General features: G+C 73.6%; 21 protein-coding genes. 12 read left to right on the forward strand and 9 right to left on the reverse strand.

What is annotated here, in order from left to right; translation table 11 throughout:
- Nucleotides 1-4: 4 nt before the first annotated feature.
- From NBH00_RS11465 to NBH00_RS11480, 4 genes are all read right to left on the reverse strand, one after another.
- The gene (locus NBH00_RS11465; RefSeq protein WP_367401319.1) at nt 5-1,837 is read right to left on the reverse strand and encodes an ABC transporter ATP-binding protein; all 1,833 of its coding nucleotides are present in this window, start codon (nt 1,835-1,837) and stop codon (nt 5-7) included.
- 81 nt (nt 1,838-1,918) lie between these two features.
- Nucleotides 1,919-2,452 (reverse strand): HNH endonuclease, encoded by a 534-nt coding sequence (locus tag NBH00_RS11470; RefSeq protein WP_254573455.1) that lies wholly within the window; start codon nt 2,450-2,452, stop codon nt 1,919-1,921.
- Nucleotides 2,453-2,530: 78 nt separating this feature from the next.
- On the reverse strand, nt 2,531-2,947 hold the full coding sequence (locus NBH00_RS11475; RefSeq protein ID WP_254573456.1) for a hypothetical protein: 417 nt from the start codon (nt 2,945-2,947) through the stop codon (nt 2,531-2,533).
- A gap of 68 nt (nt 2,948-3,015) precedes the next feature.
- Nucleotides 3,016-3,273, reverse strand: a complete 258-nt coding sequence (locus tag NBH00_RS11480; protein WP_254573457.1) for a hypothetical protein — start codon at nt 3,271-3,273, stop codon at nt 3,016-3,018.
- Nucleotides 3,274-3,450: 177 nt separating this feature from the next.
- Here NBH00_RS11480 and NBH00_RS11485 point away from each other — a divergent pair, with 177 nt between their 5' ends.
- The 5 genes from NBH00_RS11485 to NBH00_RS11505 all read left to right on the forward strand — a co-directional run bounded on the left by NBH00_RS11485 (nt 3,451) and on the right by NBH00_RS11505 (nt 7,182).
- Nucleotides 3,451-3,849 (forward strand): cytochrome c maturation protein CcmE domain-containing protein, encoded by a 399-nt coding sequence (locus NBH00_RS11485; RefSeq protein ID WP_254573458.1) that lies wholly within the window; start codon nt 3,451-3,453, stop codon nt 3,847-3,849.
- A 54-nt stretch (nt 3,850-3,903) separates the two neighbouring features.
- Nucleotides 3,904-6,135 (forward strand): heme lyase CcmF/NrfE family subunit, encoded by a 2,232-nt coding sequence (locus NBH00_RS11490; RefSeq protein ID WP_254573459.1) that lies wholly within the window; start codon nt 3,904-3,906, stop codon nt 6,133-6,135.
- Between the two features lie 62 nt (nt 6,136-6,197).
- Entirely contained in the window at nt 6,198-6,515 is a 318-nt protein-coding gene (locus tag NBH00_RS11495) for a hypothetical protein (protein WP_254573460.1), read from the forward strand.
- Between the two features lie 19 nt (nt 6,516-6,534).
- Nucleotides 6,535-6,768, forward strand: a complete 234-nt coding sequence (secG, locus tag NBH00_RS11500; RefSeq protein ID WP_254573461.1) for a preprotein translocase subunit SecG — start codon at nt 6,535-6,537, stop codon at nt 6,766-6,768.
- A 39-nt stretch (nt 6,769-6,807) separates the two neighbouring features.
- On the forward strand, nt 6,808-7,182 hold the full coding sequence (locus NBH00_RS11505; RefSeq protein WP_254573462.1) for a cupin domain-containing protein: 375 nt from the start codon (nt 6,808-6,810) through the stop codon (nt 7,180-7,182).
- 91 nt (nt 7,183-7,273) lie between these two features.
- On the opposite strand, the gene NBH00_RS11510 is transcribed toward NBH00_RS11505, so the two are convergent.
- The 3 genes from NBH00_RS11510 to NBH00_RS11520 form a co-directional block, all read right to left on the reverse strand.
- Nucleotides 7,274-8,275 carry a dehydroquinate synthase/iron-containing alcohol dehydrogenase family protein gene (locus NBH00_RS11510; protein WP_254573463.1) on the reverse strand — a complete coding sequence of 334 codons (1,002 nt, stop codon included), beginning with the start codon at nt 8,273-8,275 and terminating at the stop codon, nt 7,274-7,276.
- 64 nt (nt 8,276-8,339) lie between these two features.
- Nucleotides 8,340-8,855, reverse strand: coding sequence for a PaaI family thioesterase (locus NBH00_RS11515; protein WP_254573464.1), 516 nt, complete (start codon nt 8,853-8,855; stop codon nt 8,340-8,342).
- A 67-nt stretch (nt 8,856-8,922) separates the two neighbouring features.
- Entirely contained in the window at nt 8,923-10,323 is a 1,401-nt protein-coding gene (locus NBH00_RS11520; RefSeq protein ID WP_254573465.1) for an MFS transporter, read from the reverse strand.
- Between the two features lie 99 nt (nt 10,324-10,422).
- Between NBH00_RS11520 and NBH00_RS11525 the strand changes: the two genes are divergently transcribed.
- A complete protein-coding gene (locus NBH00_RS11525; protein WP_254573466.1) occupies nt 10,423-10,899 on the forward strand; it encodes a winged helix-turn-helix transcriptional regulator in 477 nt (158 codons plus the stop codon).
- Between the two features lie 78 nt (nt 10,900-10,977).
- On the opposite strand, the gene NBH00_RS11530 is transcribed toward NBH00_RS11525, so the two are convergent.
- Nucleotides 10,978-11,304, reverse strand: a complete 327-nt coding sequence (locus NBH00_RS11530; RefSeq protein WP_254573467.1) for a hypothetical protein — start codon at nt 11,302-11,304, stop codon at nt 10,978-10,980.
- Nucleotides 11,305-11,375: 71 nt separating this feature from the next.
- On the opposite strand from NBH00_RS11530, the gene NBH00_RS11535 reads away from it, so the two are divergent.
- The 5 genes from NBH00_RS11535 (at nt 11,376) to NBH00_RS11555 (ending at nt 15,700) form a co-directional block, all read left to right on the forward strand.
- A complete protein-coding gene (locus NBH00_RS11535; RefSeq protein WP_254573468.1) occupies nt 11,376-12,332 on the forward strand; it encodes a LysR family transcriptional regulator in 957 nt (318 codons plus the stop codon).
- A 380-nt stretch (nt 12,333-12,712) separates the two neighbouring features.
- Nucleotides 12,713-13,912 (forward strand): alkane 1-monooxygenase, encoded by a 1,200-nt coding sequence (locus NBH00_RS11540; protein WP_254573469.1) that lies wholly within the window; start codon nt 12,713-12,715, stop codon nt 13,910-13,912.
- Nucleotides 13,909-14,082, forward strand: coding sequence for a rubredoxin (locus tag NBH00_RS11545; protein ID WP_254573470.1), 174 nt, complete (start codon nt 13,909-13,911; stop codon nt 14,080-14,082). Before NBH00_RS11540 ends, NBH00_RS11545 begins: the two co-directional genes overlap by 4 nt.
- Nucleotides 14,079-14,711 carry a TetR/AcrR family transcriptional regulator gene (locus tag NBH00_RS11550; RefSeq protein WP_254573471.1) on the forward strand — a complete coding sequence of 211 codons (633 nt, stop codon included), beginning with the start codon at nt 14,079-14,081 and terminating at the stop codon, nt 14,709-14,711. The genes NBH00_RS11545 and NBH00_RS11550 overlap by 4 nt, the downstream gene beginning before the upstream one ends.
- Nucleotides 14,712-14,731: 20 nt before the next feature.
- Entirely contained in the window at nt 14,732-15,700 is a 969-nt protein-coding gene (locus NBH00_RS11555; protein WP_254573472.1) for a zinc-binding dehydrogenase, read from the forward strand.
- Here NBH00_RS11555 and NBH00_RS11560 read toward each other — a convergent pair.
- Nucleotides 15,688-16,488 carry an SDR family NAD(P)-dependent oxidoreductase gene (locus NBH00_RS11560; RefSeq protein ID WP_254573473.1) on the reverse strand — a complete coding sequence of 267 codons (801 nt, stop codon included), beginning with the start codon at nt 16,486-16,488 and terminating at the stop codon, nt 15,688-15,690. The genes NBH00_RS11555 and NBH00_RS11560 overlap by 13 nt on opposite strands.
- 17 nt (nt 16,489-16,505) lie before the next feature.
- On the opposite strand from NBH00_RS11560, the gene NBH00_RS11565 reads away from it, so the two are divergent.
- Nucleotides 16,506-16,907, forward strand: a complete 402-nt coding sequence (locus NBH00_RS11565; RefSeq protein WP_254573474.1) for a nuclear transport factor 2 family protein — start codon at nt 16,506-16,508, stop codon at nt 16,905-16,907.
- The last annotated feature ends 19 nt before the right edge of the window (nt 16,908-16,926 follow it).

Below are 16,926 nucleotides of genomic sequence, written 5' to 3' on the forward strand. Positions count from 1 at the left end.
GATGCTAGCGCGCCGCGGCGGGACCCGCCTCACCGGTCTGGACCGCCCACAGGCCGGCGTAGCGGCCACCGGCGGCCACGAGCTCGTCGTGCGTCCCGGCCTCCACGACGCGGCCGGCCTCGAGGACGTGGATGCGGTCGGCGTGACGGACGGTGGAGAGGCGGTGGGCGATGACGATCGTCGTGCGGCCGTGGCTCACGGTCTGCAGCGAGCGCTGGATCGCGGCCTCGGTCTCGGTGTCGACGGCGGCGGTCGCCTCGTCGAGCAGGAGGACGGCGGGGTCGCGGAGGATGGCGCGCGCGAGGGAGAGGCGCTGGCGCTGGCCGCCGCTCATCCGCATGCCACGCTCGCCGACGAGCGTGCCCAGTCCGTCCGGCAGCGCGGCGACGAACTCGAGCGCCTCGGCCGCGGCGAGCGCGCCGCGGACCTGCTCGTCGCTCGCGCCCGGGCGGCCGTAGCCGACGTTCTCGCGGATCGTGCCGCTGAAGAGGAAGACGTCCTGCGCGACGTACCCGAGCGCGCCCCGGAGCGACTCGAGCCGCAGCCGGGGGAGGGCGACGCCGTCGAGCGACACCGTCCCGCTCGTCGGATCCTCGAGCCGGAGCAGGAGCTTGACGAGCGTCGACTTCCCCGCCCCGGTCGGCCCGACGATCGCGTGGGTCTCGCCGGCGGGGACGTCGAGCGTGACGCCGCGCAGCACCTCGACCTCCCCGAGGGAGTGGTAGGAGAACCGCACGTCGTTTAGCCGCACCGCGCCCGCGACGGGCGTCGCCAGGGTCTCCTCGCCGCCGACGATCCGCGCGGGCACGTCGAGCAGGTCGAGGATCCGCCGCGTCGACGCCATCCCGCGCTGGTAGAGGTCGAGGACCTCGCCGAGCTGCGTCAGCGGCCACAGCAGCCGCTGCGTCATGAACACGAGGACGCTGAACGCGCCGACCTCGAGGTGGCCGTCGAGCGCCGCCTTCCCGCCGACGACGAGCGTCGTCGTGAACCCGGCGAGGATCGCCATCCGGATGAGCGGGACGAACGCGCTCGAGACGCGGATCGCCTCGCGGTTCGCGTCGCGGTAGGCGAGCGACGCGGCGCTGATCCGGGCGACCTCGCGGTCCTCCGCGGTGAACGACTTGATCGTCGCGAGCCCGGCGAGGTTGTTCGCCAGGACCGCCCCGACCGCGCCCGCCCGGTCGCGGACCGTCGCGTAGAGGGGCTCGAGCCGCCGCTGGAACGCGAGCGACCCGAACGCGATGACCGGGATGGGGAGGAACGCGAGCAGCGCGAGCAGGGGCGAGATGACGACGAACACGAGCCCGACGAGCACGACGTTCATCACCGTGAGGATGAGGCGGTTCGCGCCGACGTCGAGGAAGCGCTCGAGCTGGTTGACGTCGTCGTTCAGGACCGCGAGCAGGTCGCCGGTCTCGCGGTCCTCGAGCGCCCCGAGCTCGAGCCGCTGCACGTGCGCGTAGGCGTCCATGCGCGCCTCGTGCTCGATCGTCTGCGCGAGCGATCGCCACCCGATGGCGGCGAGGTACTCGGTCACCGACTCGAGGGCCCAGACGACGACGTTCACGAGCGCGAGCACGACGAGCTGGTGGAAGCGGTCGTCGACCCCGAAGACGCTCGACACGATCGACCCGCGGCCGCGGACCACGACGTCGACGGCCACGCCGATGAGCAGCTCCGGCGCGATGTCGAAGGCCTTGTTCGCGACGCTCCAGCCGGTGGAGACGAGGGCGGCGCGCCGGTGCCCGGACGCGTAGCGGATGAGCCGGCGCAGCGGTGGCGCCTCGGCCGCCGGGGCCGGGGCCGGGGCCGCCGCAGGCGGGGTGGGGGACACGTCGGTCACGGCGCGCAGTGTGGCAGCCGCGTCACGCCGCACTCCGCACGAACGCCTCGCCATCCGGGCGCCTCGCGCGCGTCACCCGACCGCCGCCCCCTTGCGCCGGTTGCAGTCGCCGCACAGCACCTGGAGGTTCTCGGCGGTCCCGGCACCGCCGAGGCTCACGGGGATGACGTGGTCGAACTGCAGCTCGAAGCGCGAGCCGCACTCGACGCAGGCTCCGCCGTCCCGCTCGAAGACGGCGACGCGCACGGCGCGGGGGATCGGCTCGCGGCGCCCGGGCGGCGGCGCGCCCTCACGCGCGGCGGCGGCGTGCGCCCGCTCGAGCCGGCGCCGGTCGCGGGCCTCGCGCTCGCGCACGAGCGCGAGGACGTCGTCCGCCGACAGCCCCGACGCCTCCCGGTAGAAGCGCTCCTCGAAGAGCCAGTAGCGCCCGGCGCCGTCGTCGACGACGAGCACCGGCTCGGCCTGCGCGGCCGCGAGCAGGGCCCGGACCGCGGGCGTCCGCCACTCGGCCGCCGACGTGCGCGTCCCGACCTGCAGCCGCCAGCGCCGCCCGAGCGCGGTGCGGCGGTGGCAGACGATCTCGGCACCAGGGACCTCTCGGAGCATCCCGCCGGTCTACCGTCGGGGCCCGACGGCACGCACGCATCCTTGCGGGCGCGCGCATCCTGCGGCGGTCCGCGCGCCTCAGGCTCCCGGCAGCGAGGACCCGGCGAAGAGGAAGAACCAGACGCCGAACACGATCATCGCGAGGGCGACGCTCACGACCATGACGACGTCGAGCACGGTGCGCGGGTGGCCCGCGTCGCGCTCACCCCGCATCGACCGGTGCCACGGAAGGGTGACGCGCACCTCGGGGGTCGTCCGGGTGACGCGCCCGTAGTACCGGTTGAGGCTGCCGAGGAGCTTCCCGACGACCATCATCGACGCCGGGATCGCGACGAGCAGCAGGACATACGGACCCATCGACGGCTGCGTCGACTTCTGCGACTGCGACACGACGTAGATCCAGCCGAAGGGGATCCCGAGCCACATGAGGATGCTGCCGACCGCCATCACGGCGATGAGCGCGACCGCGAGAAGCCTGTTGTGCGTCCCCAGCATCGGACAAATGTTACGGCATCGTCCAATGTCGTGCGACCGCCCCGCGGGGTCGCCGGAGGCGCCGGCGGCTACCAGGCCTGACGGGTGCCGCAGACCGGGCAGGCGACGCTCGTGGAGACCGCCGCCTCGAAGACCAGGCCGCACGTGCAGCCGTAGGTCGCGTTGTCGACGGGGCCGCCCGCCTCGCGCATCCGCCGCTCGGGGGCGAGCGGATCGGTGCCGCGATTGCGGGGCGTCGGGGCCGGCGCGACCTGCGGGGCCGAGGCCGGCCGCGCGCGGGCGGATCCGCGGGCTCGTCGCTGGTCGGTGGCTCGGCTCAGTCGCATGCTCACGTCGGCTCCCATCGGTCAGGACGCCGTGGCGCCCACGAAGTTTCTGTTCGACTGTTCGACGACTAACCCTCTTCCTTGAAGCGCCGAGATGCCGAGCGGACGGACAGCCGACGGTCCGGGCGCATCCGCAGGCGCAACCCGGGCCTGCGTCTCGTAGACTGAGGCGCGGTCATGGATCCCGCTCGCAAACGCACAGCCCGCCTCGTCGTTGCGCTCACCGCGGCGGTCCTGCTCGCCGGGGCGCTCATCTACACGAGCTTCAGCGCCGGCGACCCGTCGGTGTCGCCCAGCCGCCTCGCGTCGTCCGCGGTGCCGGGCAAGAGCTACCAGGTGACCGGCAAGGTCGCCGACTGGCAGAAGAGCGGCTCCGTCCAGCACTTCGTCCTGCACGACCGCAAGGGCTCGGGCAGCGTGCCCGTCGTCTACAACGGCCCGGTCCCGGACCCGTTCCGCAACGGCCGCGAGGTCATCATCACCGTCCGCAAGGACGGCGGCGCGTTCGTCGGCGAGAAGGACTCGCTGATCACGAAGTGCCCGTCGAAGTACAACAACAAGGCCACGCCGTCCTGATGGACCGCGTCGCGCGCGGGGCCGCCGGCGCCCGCCGGCAGGAGGTCTGACGTCGTGGACAGCGCCACCCTCGGCCGCGCCTGCCTCATCCTCGCCCTCGGCACCGCGCTCTACGGCGTCGGGTCGGGCGTCTACGCCGGGCGCACGCAGGACCGTGACTGGGCCGCGTCCGCGCGCCGGGCGGTCTACGCGCTGAGCGCCCTCGCGACGATCGCGTTCCTGCTCCTCGAGCTCGCCTTCCTGCGCTCGGACTTCAGCTTCGCGACGGTCGCCTCGCACTCGTCGACGACGACGCCGACCCTCTACAAGGCGGCGGCCGCCTGGTCCTCCCAGGAGGGCTCGCTCCTCCTGTGGCTCTGGCTGCTCTCGCTGTGGTCGAGCCTCGTGCTCTACCTCACGCGCCACCGCATGCGCGACGTGACGCCGTACGCGACGGCGGTCCTCTGCGTCTTCGGCGCGTTCTTCGCCGGCCTGCTCGTCTTCCTCGCCTCGCCGTTCGACACGCTCGCGTCGGTGCCGAGCGACGGCACCGGCCTGAGCCCGCTGCTGCGTCACCCGGCGATGATGATCCACCCCCCGATGCTCTACTCGGGGTACACGCTCTTCACGGTCCCGTTCGCGTTCGCGGTCGCCGCGCTGCTCGTCCGCCGGGTGGACGCCGAGTGGATCACGGCGACCCGCCGCTTCGCCCTCGCCGCATGGTTCTTCCTCGGCATCGGCATCGTCCTCGGCGCGCGCTGGTCCTACTCCGAGCTCGGCTGGGGCGGGTACTGGGCCTGGGACCCGGTCGAGAACGCCTCGCTGCTGCCGTGGCTCACCGGCACCGCCTTCCTCCACTCGCTCATGATCCAGGAGCGGCGGGGGATGCTGAAGATCTGGAACGCGTCGCTCATCCTCGCGACGGGGACGCTCGCGATCATGGGCACGTTCCTCGTCCGCTCCGGGATCCTCGACTCGATCCACGCCTTCGGCGCCTCGACGCTCGGCACCCCGTTCGTCGTCTTCATCGCCGTCCTCATCTGCGGCTCGATCGGCCTCGTCGTCATGCGGCGCGACACCCTCCGCTCCGAGAACCGCCTCGACTCGCTGCTCTCGCGCGAGGCGGTGTTCATCGCGAACAACCTCGTGCTCGTCGGGCTCGCCTTCGTCACCTTCTGGGGGACGTTCTTCCCGCTCATCAGCGAGGCGGTCACCGGCACGAAGTCCGCCGTCGGCCCGCCGTGGTTCGACCGCTACACGGTGCCGCTCGGGCTCGCGCTCGTCCTGCTCAGCGGCATCGGGCCCGTCATCGCCTGGCGCCGCGCAACCGCCGTCAACGCGCGCCGGAACTTCGTCGCGCCGGCGCTCGGGTCCGTCGCCGTCGTCGCGCTGCTCGCCGTCGTGACCGACGCGGCGTCCCGCCCGAAGGCGCTGGGGATGTTCTTCTGCGCCGCCTTCGTGTTCATCACCGTGGGCCAGGAGTTCGCCCGGGGCGTGCGCGCGCGCCGGGCGATGGCGGGCGGCTCGATCCCCGGCGCGTTCGTGTCGATGATCGGCCGCAACCGCCGCCGCTACGGCGGCTACATCGCGCACGTCGGCTTCGCGACCGTGCTCGTCGGCGTCGCCGCCTCGTCGGCCTTCCAGCACGCGAAGGACGTCCAGCTGCTCCCCGGCCAGACCGCGCGCAACGGGGGCTACTCCTTCCACTACGTGCGTGCGACGAGCCGCGTCGTGACGTCCGCCGGGCGCCTCGAGCGCATGGAGTTCGGCGCCGTCATCCGCGTCTCGAAGCAAGGCCGGTACGTCGCGACGCTGCGGCCGAACCGCGGCTACTACCCGGTCAACTCGTCGTTCGCGCCGATCTCCTCGGCCTTCGACGGGGAGGCGACGAGCGAGGTCGGCCTGAAGGCGGGCCTCACGCGCGACCTCTGGATCGCCGTGCAGCCCGACCTCACGCCGCTGCGCACGTACATCGCCGGGCAGGAGCAGAAGATCGTCGGCGTCATGCAGGGCGTCGTGCAGAAGTTCCCGAACGTCAACACCGCGGTCATGCAGACCGTCGTCGGCCGGTTCGTCGCCCAGCGCCGCGCAGCGGTCTTCGCGGAGGTCGACCGGCGCTACGTCGCGAACACGCCGGCGGCGAGCTTCCGCGTCATCGTCTCGCCGATGGTCATGTGGATCTGGATCGGCGCGATCATCACCTTCGGCGGCGGCCTCATCGCGATGTGGCCGGCACCCGACGGCGTGCGTCGCCGCGCCCGCGGCCGGTACGCGGCCCGGGTCGCCAAGGAGCTCGGTCGGGCGTAGCCGGTCGCCGGGTCGGTGCGGTCCTCCGCACCCCCGGCCCCGTCGCCCGGCCCTGAGGTCTCGTGGAACCCCTGCTCGTCATCGCGATCCTCGGCGTCGTCGTCTGGCTCGTCAGCGCGCCGATCCGCCACGCGCGCTCCGGCCGCGGGGAGGACCGCGTCGCGGTCGAGCGGGACGCGCTGCTCGCCGCGAAGGAGGCGAAGTACCGGGAGATCCGGGAGCTCGAGCTCGACCACCGCACGGGCAAGCTCTCCGACGAGGACTTCCGCATCCAGGACCGGGCACGCCGCGCGGAGGCGATCGAGATCCTCCACGCCCTGGACGCCCTCGGCGGGGACGACGACGAGGCCGCCGGGGACACGCCGCCCGCCGCGGACTGACCGGCTACCATCCCCCTTCGTGGAAACGATCCTCTCCGTCATCCAGGTCGGCATCTCCGTGGCGCTGATCTTCCTGGTGCTCATGCACTCGGGCAAGGACGCCGGGCTCTCCGGGGCCTTCGGCGTCGGCACGGGGGCGGGGCCGCTCGGGGGCGGTTCGCTCGTCGAGCGCAACCTCAACCGCTGGACCGTCTTCTTCGCGGTGCTGTTCGTGATCAACACGATCGTGCTGCTGAAGAAGCCCTGGGCCTGACCCGCGTCGGCGCCCCGAGCGCCCGGTAGGCTCGCCGGCATGAGCGGCTACACGAAGAAGAACCTCCGCGAGCTCGAGGACGACGCCGCGAAGAACGGCATGGGCGAGGGGTTCTCCGCCCGGTTCGCGGCGGGTGCCCTGGAGTGCGAGGCGACCGGGTTCGCGCTCCAGACGCTCGCCCCGGGCGTCTCGGTGCCGTTCGCGCACCGCCACGACGAGGCCGAGGAGGTCTACGTCGTCATCGCCGGCAGCGGCACGATGATCGTCGGCGACGAGTCGATCCCGGTCACCGCGCTCGACGCGGTGCGGGTGAGCCCGAAGCTCACGCGCACGTTCGACGCGGGCGACGAGGGCCTCGAGTACCTCGTCTTCGGCCCGCGCCACCAGGGCGACGGCGAAATCGTCCCGCGCTAGGCGCGCCGGGCCGGCGGGCCGCTCGGCCCGATGAATGAAGGTTCACGGTGCCCAGGGCACCCTGAACCTTCATTCACCTTCGCCGGGCGACTCACCAGGCCGCCCGGAAGATCCCCAGCAGCTCCTCGCGGTCGGCGGGCGGCGGGGTGTTGTGCAGCTCGCCGCGGCCGGCGGCCGCGTCCGCGCACGCCTCCAGGGCGGCCTCGTCGACGCCGAGGTCGCGGATGCGCGAGGCGCCCGCGCGGGCGGCCAGACGCGCGGCGAGCACCTCGACCGGCTCGCCGCAGGCGTCGTCGAGCGCGGCGAGGCCATCGGGGAAGCGGCGGCGGAGCGCCGCGGTCGTGTGGGGGAGGACGACGGCGTTGGACGGCCCGTGGCCCGCCCCGCCGACGCGCACGAGCGTCTGCGAGCAGACGTGGGAGAGGCCGTACCAGTTGCCGTCGATCCCGTAGCCGGACAGCAGGGCGGCGAGCGCGAGGGCGTCGCGGTCGGGCTCGTCGGGAGCATCGCGGTAGGCGGCGGCGGTGAGGCGCGCGGCCTCGAGCGCCGCGAGCGACGGCACGGGCGAGCCCAGCGTCGTCAGCGGTGCCTCGACGGCGTGGGCGAGGGAGTTCGCGGCCGACGCGGCGAGCTCGGCGTCGGGCTGGGACGCGCACAGGCCGGGATCGTTGACGACGACGCGCGGGCGCACGCCCTTCACGCCGCTCACGCCGGCCGGCAGGCGGTGGACCTTCGTCATCTCCGCGGCGCTCAGCGTCGTGGGGATGGCTCCGGCGGCGCGGCCGGTCGCCGCGGCGAGCGCCTTCGCCGTGTCGATGACGCGGCCGCCGCCGAGGGCGACGAGCAGCGCGTCGCCGCCCGGCAGCCCGGCGGCGAGCAGCTCGGCGGCAATCTCGTCGACGAACCCGGGCCGGACGTCGAGGACGTGGGCGGCGGCGTCGGCCACGGCGGGCGCGGCGGCCCGTCCGCGCGCGGTCGTGAGCAGGACGAAGCCGTCCCCGAGCAGGCCCGGCGTGTCCGCGATCGCGCCGCGCCCGAAGCGGATCGTCCGCTCGCCGTCCTGCCAGGTGAAGTGCTTCGCCGGGTCGATCATGGGCTCGAGCCTATCCACCGCGTGAGCGCCGGTCCCGCGGGCTGAGAGGGTGGGGGCCCGCCCGTCAGCGTGGCCGCATGATGAGGCACGTCGTCGTCGCGTGGGCGAGGAGGCGCCCGTCGGAGGCGGCGACGAGGCGGCCCTCGGCGGTGGCGACGGTCCCCCCGGCGTGGATGACCGTCCCCTCGGCGCGCAGCTGACCCGCGTCCGCCGCCACCGCGCGGACGTAGCTCAGCTTCAGCTCGAGCGTCGTGTAGCCGACGCCGGCGGGCAGCGTCGTGTGGACGGCGCAGCCGACGCACGAGTCCAAGAGCGTGGCGATCGCCCCGCCGTGGACGGACCCGAGCGGGTTGAGCATCCACGGCGCCGCGTCGGCCGCGAAGACGACGTGGCCGTGCTCGACGACGGGGATCGTGAGGCCCATCGCCTCGCCGATGGGCGGCGGGGGCAGCTCGCCGGCGGCGACCGCGCGCCAGATCTCCAGGCCGCTCATCGTCGCGCCCGCCTGCCAGGTCGGCGTCGGGTCCTGCCAGCTGAACGTGTGGGTGCCGGCGCGCACGCCGCTGTCGGTCGCGCTCACGACGTCACCCCGCGACTCGCCGGGGGCGCGGGCGAGACGCGCGTCCCGTGGGCGCAGTCTCTCGCGCTCATGTCGCCACCTCGTAGGCGACGGCGGCGTCGGGGACGACCTCGGTCACCGGCGGCGCGCCGGCGAGGCTGCCCATCGACCACAGGGCGACGGCGGACGCGGTGGCGAAGCCGATCATCATGACCCAGGCGCCGTCGTAGGCGCTCGCGTCCAGGCCGGTGCCGAGGACGGGCACGAGCAGGGCCACGCCGACGGCCGAGCCGATCTGCCGGCCCATCGTGAGGAGCGCGGCGCCGGTGGCGAAGCGGGCCGGCGGGAGGGACGCCGCCGCCGCGGCGGTGAGCGACGGGTTCACGAGGCCGACGCCGGCGCCGCCGATCATGAAGCCGGGGAGGAAGTCGGCGGCGTAGTCCTGCGTCGTGCCGAGGCGCAGCGACCAGTAGGCGCCGCCGGCCGCCATCAGCAGCGCGCCGGCGGTGCCGACGAGCCGGTTGCCGTAGCGCGCGCCGAGCCGGGCGCCGGGGACGGAGAACGCGGCCGCCGTCATCGGGCCGGGCGCGACCATGAGGCCGGCCTCGAGCGTGTCGCGGCCCCAGACGTGGGTGAGGAAGAGGACGGTGCCGAGGAGCATCGCCGAGAACGCCATGAAGAACAGCGTCGCCCCGGCGACGGCGAGCGAGAACGTCCGCACCTTCACGATCGCCGGGTCGACGACGGGCGTCGGGTGGGTGCGCGAGCGGGCGGCGACGACGCCGATGAGCGCGACGCTCGCGGCGAACGCGCCGAGGACGCGGCCGCTCGCCCAGCCCCACTCCTCGCCCTTGACGATGCCGCCGACGAGCGTGCCGACGCCGAGGATGAGGGCGAGCGCGGCGATGAGGTCCGGCCGGGTCGCCGCGGGGTCGCGGCTCTCGTGCAGGATGCGGCTGCCCGCGACGAGCGCGGCGAGGCCGACGGGGATGTTCACGAGGAAGACCCAGTGCCAGCTCAGCTGGACGAGCAGGCCGCCGATCGGCGGGCCGGCCGCGGCGGCGACGCCGCCGGCCGCCGCCCAGATGCCGATGGCGACGGGGCGCTGCTCGGCGGGGAACTCGGGAAGGAGCAGGGCGAGGGAGGTCGGCAGGAGCATCGCGCCGCCCGCCGCCTGCAGGATGCGGGCCGCGACGAGCAGCTCGACGTCCGGCGCGGCGGCGCAGAGGCCGCTCGCCGCGACGAACAGCGCGAGGCCGGTGAGGAAGGTGCGCTTGCGGCCCAGCGCGTCCGCCCAGCGGCCCGCCGGGACGAGCAGCGCCGCGAAGACGATCGCGTACGCGTTGAGGATCCACGACACGGCGCCGAGGCTCGACCCCGTGAAGTCCGCCTGGATGTCGGGGAAGGCGATGTTGACGATGAAGAGGTCGAGGCTCGAGATGAACACCCCGACGCACACGACGGTGAGGACCTGCCAGCGACGTTCCATTGCGGTCCGGCTCCCAAGGCGTAGTTGCATGATGCAACGGACCGTAGCAAGGCCAAGTTGCATGATGCAACCCAGGGGCGCTACAGTCGGTCCTCAGCGATGCTCGGCAGCACCTACGACACCCAGACCTGCTCGGTCGCCCGCGCCCTCGAGATCGTCGGCGAGCGCTGGACGCTGCTCATCCTGCGTGACGTCTTCCTCGGGATCCGGCGCTTCGAGGACATCCGGCGCGACCTCGGCGTCGCGCGCAACGTCCTCACCGGCCGGCTGCAGGCGCTCGTCGACCACGGGGTGCTCGAGCGCCACCCCTACCAGGAGCGCCCGGTCCGCCACGAGTACCGGCTCACCGAGAGGGGCCTCGGGCTGTGGCCGGTCATCACCGCGCTGATGGCGTGGGGCGACGAGTACGCCCCGGCGCCCGGCGGGCCGCCGACGGTCATCGTGCACCGGGGGTGCGGCGGGCGCCTCGTCGACCGCCGCTGCGAGACGTGCGGCACCGTCGTCGCCGATCCGCGTGAGGCGCGGGCCGTCGCCGGCCCGGGCGCCGCGCCGGATCATCCGCTGCTGGCGCGCTGATCAGGCCCGCGCCGCGCGGCGCGGCGCTTGGGCCGCGCTTCGCGGCCCGCGAGCCGCGGCCCGACCGGCGTGCCGTCCTCAGGCTGCGAGGCTCGTGCGGGTGCGCAGTGCCCGCGCGAGGCGCCTCACGCCGCCGGGCGACCGGGCGGGGCCGCACAGGTGCTCGGCGCGCAGCCGGAGCAGGTCGACGAGAGCAGCGGTCGGGCGGAACGGGTCCGCGACGACGTCACCGCTCGTGATGCCGATCGCCGCCGCCGGGACGCCGTCGAGCGTGCCGATGAGCAGGGGGCCCGCCGGGACGGTCGCGCTGTCGAGGGTCGCCAGGCGCTCGACGGTCGCGTCGTCGGCCGGGGTCGCGAGGCGCATCGCGACGGTCGGAGTGGAGGAGGTCGCTGTCGGGGTCATGACGGTCATGTTCCTCCCGGCTTTGCATCAGTACAAATGACATTGAGCCGGGGTTGGTATAAGATTCGCTCATGCTCGATGTCCGGCGGATGCGTGTCCTGAGAGAAGTCGCCCAGCGAGGCTCCTTCTCCGCCGCCGCCGAGGCGCTGGCCTACACCCAGTCAGCCGTCTCCCAGCAGATCGCCGCCCTCGAGCGCGAGGCAGGCGTGAAGCTCGTCGAGCGCTCGGCACGCGGCGTCTACCTCACCGAGGCCGGGGCGATCCTCGTCGGCCACGCCGACGCGATCCTCGCGCGGCTGGCCGACGCCGAGGCCGAGCTCGAGGCGCTCGCCGGCCTGCGTGGTGGCCGCCTGCGCCTCGCCGCCTTCCCGTCCGCGGGCGCGTCGGTCATGCCGCGCGCGATCGCCGTCTTCCGCGAGCGGCACCCCGCGGTCGACCTGTCGCTCCAGCCCGCCGAGCCCGAGGACGGCGTCGCGCTGCTGCGCGCCGGGGAGGTCGACCTCGCGCTGACGATCGCCAGCACCTTCGACGAGAGCAGCTGCATGTACGGCCCGGGGATCGAGGAGCAGCACCTGCTCGACGACCCGATGTACGTCATCCTGCCCGAGACCCACGCGCTCGCCCACCGGCGCTCGCTCCGGCTCGCCGACCTCGCGGAGGAGCAGTGGATGCTCGGCTCGACGGGGACGTGCCCCGACGCGACGATCTTCCTGCGCTCCTGCCAGGCCGCGGGCTTCGAGCCGCGCATCGCCTTCGCCTCGAACGACTACCCGTCGATTCAGGGCTTCGTCGCCGCCGGCATGGGGCTCGCGTTCGTCCCCGACCTCGCGCTCATCAACCTCCGCGACGACGTCGTCGTCCGCTCGCTCGGCGCCCGGCCGCCCGTGCGCCGCATCATGGCCGCGACGCTCAAGGGCTCGTACTGCTCGCCGGCGCGCGAGGCGATGCTCGAGGTCCTCGCCGAGGTCCTCGCCGAGGTCGCCGCCGAGTTCGGCGCCGCCCGGCGCGAGCTGTCGCTCGCCTCGTAGGGCAGGCCTTAAACAAGATGAGCGGACGACTGGTGTCCGCTCAGAGCCTGCCGATCACACCCACCCAATTGAAACGAGTCCCAGGACCTAATTGATGTGGCGTGCCTGGGGAATAGACACTCCCGCCACGGCAAGCCGCGACGAGTTGGGGTGCGTCGGCCTCCCACTGTAGCGACCGCCCGGCCGGGCCGCCAGGTCCGCCGGGGCGGGCAGCGTGCGGTCTCGTGGGGGAATAACCCCTACGAGACCGCACGCCGCCCGGGGGCGGGGTGGGGCCGGAGCGCTGACACCTTGTCGGGACGCTTTACACGCGATACGCTTGCTGTAAAGCAGGCGGGCGGAAGGGCCTGCTGGTGTCAATCGAGACTGGAGGCGGATCGATGGAGGCAGCGACGATGCGGACGGCGGGGGACCCGTCCGCGACGCAGGACGAGGTCACCTGGCGGGACCCGAAGCGCTACCTGTGGCTGCTCGGGCTGCTCGTCCCGACGCTGCCGTTCCTCGCGGTCGGGCTCGTCGCGGCGACGGGCCTCGGCGTCTTCTGGTGGTTCGGCCCGATGTTCATGTACGTCATCCTGCCGCTGCTCGACACGGTCGTCGGCAGCGACGCCGAGAACCCGCCCGAGAGCATCGTGAAGACGCTCGAGGAGGACCGCTACTACCGCTGGTGCACGTATCTGTACATCCCGCTGCAGTACGCGGGCCTCGTGTTCGCCTGCTGGAAGTGGAGCACGGGGGACCTCTCGGCGCTCGAGGCGATCGGCCTCGCGTTCACGGTCGGCACGGTCGCCGGCGTCGCGATCAACACGGCCCACGAGCTCGGCCACAAGCGCAAGAACGGCGAGCGCTGGGCGTCGAAGGTCGCGCTCGCGCAGACCGGCTACGGCCACTTCTTCATCGAGCACAACCGCGGCCACCACGTCCGCGTCGCCACGCCCGAGGATCCCGCGTCCTCCCGCCTGGGCGAGAGCCTCTACGCGTTCCTGCCCCGTACGGTGACCGGCAGCCTGAAGTCGGCGTGGGAGCTCGAGAAGATCCGCCTCGACCGTCTGCAGAGCCCGGCGTTCACGTACCGCAACGACGTCCTCAACGCCTGGGCGATGACCGTCGTCCTGTTCGCCGCGCTCGTCGTCGCCTTCGGCCCGGTCGTCCTCCCGTACCTGCTCCTGCAGGCCGTCTTCGGCTTCTCCCTGCTCGAGGTCGTCAACTACCTCGAGCACTACGGGCTCGTCCGGCAGAAGCGCGAGGACGGCCGCTACGAGCGGTGCGCGCCCCAGCACAGCTGGAACTCGAACAACACCGCGTCGAACGTCCTGCTCTACCACCTGCAGCGGCACTCCGACCACCACGCGAACCCGGTCCGCCGCTACCAGGCGCTGCGCCACTTCGACGAGGCCCCCGAGCTGCCTTCGGGGTACGGGACCATGATCACGCTCGCGTACTTCCCGCCGCTGTGGCGCCGGGTCATGGACAAGCGCGTCCTCGCGCACTACGGCGGCGACGTCACGCGGGCGAACATCCACCCGCGCCGCCGCCGGCAGATCCTCGCGCGGCCCGGGGCGGGGGAGGGCACCTCGTGAGCGCCTACCGCTGCCCCGGCTGTGGGTACGTCTACGACGAGGCGACCGGCGCGCCGCGCGAGGGCTTCCCCGCCGGCACGCCGTGGAGCGAGGTCCCGGACGACTGGTGCTGCCCGGACTGCGCCGTCCGCGAGAAGGTCGACTTCGAGCCCGCGGAGGACGCGCCGTGAGCGGCGCCGCGGCCGGACCCGCCGCGGCCGCGACGCGGCCGACGTTCGCCGAGGCCACGCGCGAGCTGCTCCGCGCCCGCGTCCTGGACGGCGCCGACGACCTGCTGCGCGAGCGCCCGTGGGCCGCCATCTCGATGGCCGACATCGCGAAGGCCGGCGGCGTGAGCCGGCAGACGGTCTACAACGAGTTCGGGTCGCGCGAGGCGTTCGCGCAGGAGTACGTCCTGCGCGAGGCCGACCGCTTCCTCGCGGCGGTCCGCGACACGGTCCTCGCGCACCGCGACGACCCGCGCACCGCCGTGCAGTCCGCGTTCGCGCTGTTCCTCGAGGCGGCCGCCGAGCGCCCGCTCATCCGGGCGATCGCGTCCGGCGACGGCACCGACGGCCTGCTCGCGCTCGTCACGACCGAGGGCGGCCCCGTCCTCGGGATCGCGACCGCGTCCCTCGACGGGGTCATGCACGAGGGGTGGCCGCAGACCGACCCCGAGCAGACCCGGCTGCTCGCCGAGAGCGTCGTCCGCCTCGCCATCAGCCACGCCGCGCTGCCCTCCGGCGGCCCCGGTCAGACCGCCGCCGACGTCACCGCCCTGATCGGTCCCTACATCGACGAGGTCCTGCGCCGGGCCTGACGGGGGATAGCATCGGCCCCATGCTCGCCGTCTACGCCTCCGCGCCCAACCCCGACGACCCGCTCGCCGGCCTGACGATCGGGGACCGCCCCGAGCCGCAGGCCCCCGAGGGCTGGGTCACGGTGAACGTCCGCGCCTCCAGCCTCAACATGCATGACGTCTTCACGCTCCGCGGCGTCGGGATCAAGGCCGACCGGTTCCCGATGATCCTCGGCTGCGACGGCGCCGGCGTGCTCGACGACGGCACCGAGGTCGTCATCCACGGCGTCGTCTCCGAGGACTGGCAGGGCGACGAGACGCTGAACCCGAAGCGCTCGCTCTTCACCGAGGTCCACCAGGGGACGTTCGCCGAGAAGGTCATCGTGCCGAAGCGCAACGTGCTCCCGAAGCCGGAGTCGCTGAGCTTCGCCGAGGCCGCCTGCATGGGGACCGCGTGGCTCACCGCCTACCGCATGATCTTCGTCAAGTCCTCGCTGCGCCCGGGCCAGACGATGCTCGTGCAGGGCGCCTCCGGTGGCGTGGCGACCGCCCTCGTCGCGCTCGGCCGCGCCGCCGGCATGCGCGTGTGGGCGACCGGCCGCACCGAGGAGAAGCGCGCGCTCGCGACCGCCCAGGGCGCCGATGCCGTCTTCGAGACCGGGGCGCGCCTGCCCGAGCGCGTCGACGCGGTCTTCGAGACCGTCGGCGGCGCGACGTGGTCGCACTCGGTGAAGTCGCTGCGCCCCGGCGGCGAGATCATCATCTCCGGGACGACGACCGGCGAGCCGAGCACGGCCGAGCTACAGCGGATCTTTTTCCTCCAGCTCTCCGTCATCGGCTCGACGATGGGCACCCGCGACGAGCTGCAGGACCTCCTGAGCTACTGCGCGCAGCAGTCGATCAAGCCGAAGATCGGCCTCGAGGTGCCGCTCGAGCAGGCCGAGGAGGGCTTCCGCGCGATGGTCGGCGGGGAGACCGCCGGCAAGATCGTCTTCACTCAGGCGGGGTAGAAGCGCTTCAGCAGCGGCAGGAGGATCGAGCGCGGGGTGTGCTGCCCCGCGAGCGTCACGACCTTGATCGCCAGGCCGGGGACGACGACGCGGCGGTTCTTCACGAGGCCGTCGACCGCCTGCCGCGCGCATTCGTCGGAGTCGACCCAGGCGAAGCCGGGCGCGGAGGACGCGAGCTCGGTGGCGGCCGCGACCTCCATGAACTCCGTGTGGACCGGGCCGGGGCACAGCGCGGTGACCGCGATGCCGTGAACGCCGAGCTCGCCGTGGAGCGCCTCGGCGAAGGAGAGCGCGAAGGCCTTCGTCGCGCCGTACGTCGCCTGGCCCGGCAAGGGCTGGAAGCCCGCCGACGACGCGACGACGAGGATCGCCCCGCGGCCGCGCCCGACCATCCCGGGCGCGAACGCGTGCGTGAGCGCGACGACGGCCTCGCAGTTCAGCCGCACCTGGCCGGTCTCCTTCGTGGCGTCGAGCCCGACGAACCGGCCGGCGCTGCCGTACCCGGCGTTGTTGACGAGCACCTCGACGGTGAGGCCGAGCGCGGCGATGCGCTCCGGGAGGGCGTCGCGCGCCTCCGGGTCCGCGAGGTCGCACGCGAGGACCTCGGCGCGTACGCCGTGGGCGTCGCGCAGCTCGCCCGCGAGCGTCTGCAGCCGGTCCTCGCGGCGCGCGACGAGCGTCACGCCGTGACCGCGCGCCGCGAGCTCGCGCGCGAGGTCCGCGCCGATGCCGGAGGAGGCGCCCGTCACGAGCGCGGTGGACGTTTCCGAGGGCACGGGGAGGGCCATGGTGCGAACCTACCGCCATGCACCCCTTCCGTTCCGCCATCGAGGCGTGGGACCTCGACGCCGTCCCCGCGCTGCTCGCCGAGGACGTCGTCTTCCGCAGCCCCGTCGCCCACACCCCGTACCACGGCCGCGAGCTCGTGTCGGCGATCCTGAGCGGGGTCTCGCGCGTCTTCGAGGACTTCCGCTACGTCCGGGAGATCGGCGACCCCGCGGGCCCCGACCACGTGCTCGAGTTCCAGGCGCGCGTCGGCGACGCGGAGGTGCACGGCGTCGACCTGCTGCGGACGGGGCCCGACGGCCTCGTCACCGAGCTCGTCGTGATGATCCGGCCGATGTCCGGGCTCGCCGCGGTGGCGGCAGGGATGAAGGAGCAGTTCGCCTCGATCGCGGTGCCGCCCGACGGGCCGCCGGCCGCCTGACGCTGGACGGATCTCGGCC

This window comes from Paraconexibacter antarcticus, assembly GCF_024220175.1.
Taxonomy (GTDB): domain Bacteria; phylum Actinomycetota; class Thermoleophilia; order Solirubrobacterales; family Solirubrobacteraceae; genus Paraconexibacter; species Paraconexibacter antarcticus.

Coding starts and splice junctions, on each gene's coding strand:
- NBH00_RS11470 (WP_254573455.1), bottom strand. CDS start 2,452: ATGCTCCGAGAGGTCCCTGGTGCCGAGATCGTCTGCCACCGCCGCACC.
- NBH00_RS11475 (WP_254573456.1), bottom strand. CDS start 2,947: ATGCTGGGGACGCACAACAGGCTTCTCGCGGTCGCGCTCATCGCCGTG.
- NBH00_RS11480 (WP_254573457.1), bottom strand. CDS start 3,273: ATGCGACTGAGCCGAGCCACCGACCAGCGACGAGCCCGCGGATCCGCC.
- NBH00_RS11485 (WP_254573458.1), top strand. CDS start 3,451: ATGGATCCCGCTCGCAAACGCACAGCCCGCCTCGTCGTTGCGCTCACC.
- NBH00_RS11505 (WP_254573462.1), top strand. CDS start 6,808: ATGAGCGGCTACACGAAGAAGAACCTCCGCGAGCTCGAGGACGACGCC.
- NBH00_RS11510 (WP_254573463.1), bottom strand. CDS start 8,275: ATGATCGACCCGGCGAAGCACTTCACCTGGCAGGACGGCGAGCGGACG.
- NBH00_RS11520 (WP_254573465.1), bottom strand. CDS start 10,323: ATGGAACGTCGCTGGCAGGTCCTCACCGTCGTGTGCGTCGGGGTGTTC.
- NBH00_RS11525 (WP_254573466.1), top strand. CDS start 10,423: ATGCTCGGCAGCACCTACGACACCCAGACCTGCTCGGTCGCCCGCGCC.
- NBH00_RS11530 (WP_254573467.1), bottom strand. CDS start 11,304: ATGACCCCGACAGCGACCTCCTCCACTCCGACCGTCGCGATGCGCCTC.
- NBH00_RS11535 (WP_254573468.1), top strand. CDS start 11,376: ATGCTCGATGTCCGGCGGATGCGTGTCCTGAGAGAAGTCGCCCAGCGA.
- NBH00_RS11540 (WP_254573469.1), top strand. CDS start 12,713: ATGGAGGCAGCGACGATGCGGACGGCGGGGGACCCGTCCGCGACGCAG.
- NBH00_RS11555 (WP_254573472.1), top strand. CDS start 14,732: ATGCTCGCCGTCTACGCCTCCGCGCCCAACCCCGACGACCCGCTCGCC.
- NBH00_RS11560 (WP_254573473.1), bottom strand. CDS start 16,488: ATGGCCCTCCCCGTGCCCTCGGAAACGTCCACCGCGCTCGTGACGGGC.
- NBH00_RS11565 (WP_254573474.1), top strand. CDS start 16,506: ATGCACCCCTTCCGTTCCGCCATCGAGGCGTGGGACCTCGACGCCGTC.